The sequence below is a fragment of the Henriciella sp. genome (genome assembly GCF_049649345.1).
Taxonomy (GTDB): Bacteria; Pseudomonadota; Alphaproteobacteria; order Caulobacterales; family Hyphomonadaceae; genus Henriciella.
Genome location: NZ_JBARZC010000066.1, coordinates 1 through 2,404 on the forward strand (window position 1 = coordinate 1; position 2,404 = coordinate 2,404).

The 2,404-nt window shown below is 58.2% G+C and carries 3 protein-coding genes; all 3 read right to left on the reverse strand.

The genetic code is table 11. From position 1 onward, the window contains the following. Positions 1-486: CaiB/BaiF CoA transferase family protein (locus tag WA989_RS01605; RefSeq protein ID WP_424338781.1), on the reverse strand; the 486-nt coding region annotated here is incomplete at its 3' end. Between the two features lie 133 nt (positions 487-619). Further along, the gene (locus WA989_RS01610; protein WP_424338782.1) at positions 620-1,024 is read right to left on the reverse strand and encodes a response regulator; all 405 of its coding nucleotides are present in this window, start codon (positions 1,022-1,024) and stop codon (positions 620-622) included. A 127-nt stretch (positions 1,025-1,151) separates the two neighbouring features. Beyond that, a partial coding sequence (locus WA989_RS01615) for an ATP-binding protein (RefSeq protein ID WP_424338783.1) occupies positions 1,152-2,404 on the reverse strand: 1,253 nt, incomplete at its 5' end.

Consider the following 2,404-nt stretch of genomic DNA (forward strand, 5'->3'; position numbering starts at 1 on the left):
GGCCGGCCCACCGCTCATCTCCGCCTGCCGTGCAATCAGCCCGGTTTCCGCGTGCACGACGGGCGCATAGGCCGCTCGCTTGCTCTCAGGGCCTGTCTGTCCGAAGCCCGAAATCGACAGCATGACCAGTTTCGGGTTGACCGCGTGGATGCTTTCCCAGTCCAGCCCGAACCTTTTCATGACGCCCGGCCTGAAATTTTCGACGAGCACATCCGCCTTGCGGCAGAGGTCGAGCACGAGCTCACGGGCGCCCTCGGTCTTCAGATCGATGCAGATATTCCGCTTGCCGACATTCTGCTGGAGATAGAAGCCCGCCACGCCATTATCGGACTTGCCGAAATGACGCGTAACGTCGCCTTCCGGTGGCTCGATCTTGAGGACATCTGCACCGAGGTCAGACAGCATTCGCGTCGCGAAAGGGCCTGCCAGAACGCGCGACAGGTCGAGCACTTTCAAGCCCTCAAGCGGATAGCCTTTGATGTCCATGGAGTGCTCCCTGATGTGTTCTTTTCAGGAAGACTAGCGCCAAGGCGGTGCCGGGCACAGCTTGACCTCGCGTCGGCCAGGCTGGCTTCACGCAGTGTTTGCACCAGTGGCCTTTGCTCAGACTGTAGCTGTCTCAGGCTGTTCCGGATTGGCGGACTTCGGTCCCGGCATCTGCAAGCCAGCGGCGGATGCGGATCATCAGCTCGTCAGGGTTGAATGGCTTTGAGATATAATCTGTTGCGCCGAGCTTCAGCGCCGTGACGGCATCTTCCTCGCGGCGGCGCGCTGTCAGCATAATTACGGGCAGATCAGCCGTCTCCGGATTGGCGCGCATGCGCTGCAAGGCTTCTGTGCCATCCATGACCGGCATCATGCCATCGAGAATGACCAGGTTTATCTCTTCGTGTTCGAGCGTTTCCAGCGCCTGCTTGCCGTCTTCGGCCTGGATGATGTCGCAGTCGAGCGCCTTGAGCTTGTGCGACAGAAGCGCACGAAGCATACGGTCATCATCTGCGACGAGAATTTTCTTTTTCGGCATCGGTCAGCTCCTGATTAGCGCTCGCCTGTTCTAGCGCGGTTTGGCGAATATAGAGTGCAGATGAAGCAGGAAATTTTCCGGCTGCCCTAAGACACCGTTTACCCTGCCCAGCTTGCGCAGCAGTGCGTCAGGCAGCCTCTTCGCTGAGAGTTGCAAGAGCATCTATTCGTGCTGCGAGATCGGTTTCGACGCCCTTGCTTTCAGCTGACGACAGTGCGGTCTGCTCGAGCTCGAACGCGGCATCCGAGACCTCTTCAAAACCGAAGCTTCCTGCCGTTCCAGCGATGGCGTGCGCAAGCCTGGCAACTTTTTGCGCAACGTCGCCTTGATCGCCTGACGCCAGAATTCCGGAAAACTCATCGCGCAAGGATTTCAGATAATCGCGATACTCGTCTCGCAGCTCTTCGAACGCGTCCGGTTCTGCAGACGCCTTGTCGGCCTCCTGATCAATCGAGGTGACGTGACGTGCAACCACGCCTTCCAGCCGGTCAAGATCGATCGGCTTGGCAAAATGGTCGTCCATTCCGGCCGCCTTGTATTCAGCTATCTGCGAAGGCAGCGCGTTTGCCGTCAGCGCGATGACAGGAACATTACAGCGCGGTTCGCCAAGCGCCCGTATGGCCCTTGTTGCCGTTACCCCGTCCATGTCAGGCATCTGGATGTCCATCAGGACAAGGTCGATCCGTTCGGCTTTGCGGATGTAATCGACCGCTTTTCTGGCTGATTCAAACGTGACGAGGTGGTGGCCTGTATGCTTCAGGCCGAGTTCTATCAGGCTTAGATTGGCTTCGACATCATCCACAACGATGATTGTCGCTGAAGTGCCATCCCCCGTCACGACGGGTTTGGCTGAGACATCGAGAACGCCGGCCTCGGCCCGTTTCAGCGGCAGGGTGAATGTGACGCGTGTGCCTTTGCCTTTCTGGCTTTCCATTGAGAGGTCCCCGCCCATCAGGGCTGCGAGGGACCGGCTGATACTGAGCCCAAGCCCTGTGCCGCCATACTTCCTCGTAATCGTGGAGTCCGCCTGGCGGAAGCCCTCGAAGACGCGCTGAATGTTGCCCTTGGATACGCCTATTCCAGTGTCCGCGACGACAATCTGAACCGTCTCACCCGTGATGTCTGCAGAAACATCGATCTGGCCGCTCTGCGTAAATTTCGCTGCATTGCCGATGATATTGGTCAATACTTGGCGCACGCGCGTTTCGTCGGCCTTGATCGCCATGTCGGTCGACGTGTCGGTGTGTATGATGATCGGTACAGACTTGTTCTTGCGCGCGGCATCGACGAGACCGGCGACCTCATCCAGCACGCTGCGAATGCAGAAAGCGTTTTCCTGTATCTCCAGGTGGCCGGCTTCGATCTTGGAGAAGTCAAGAA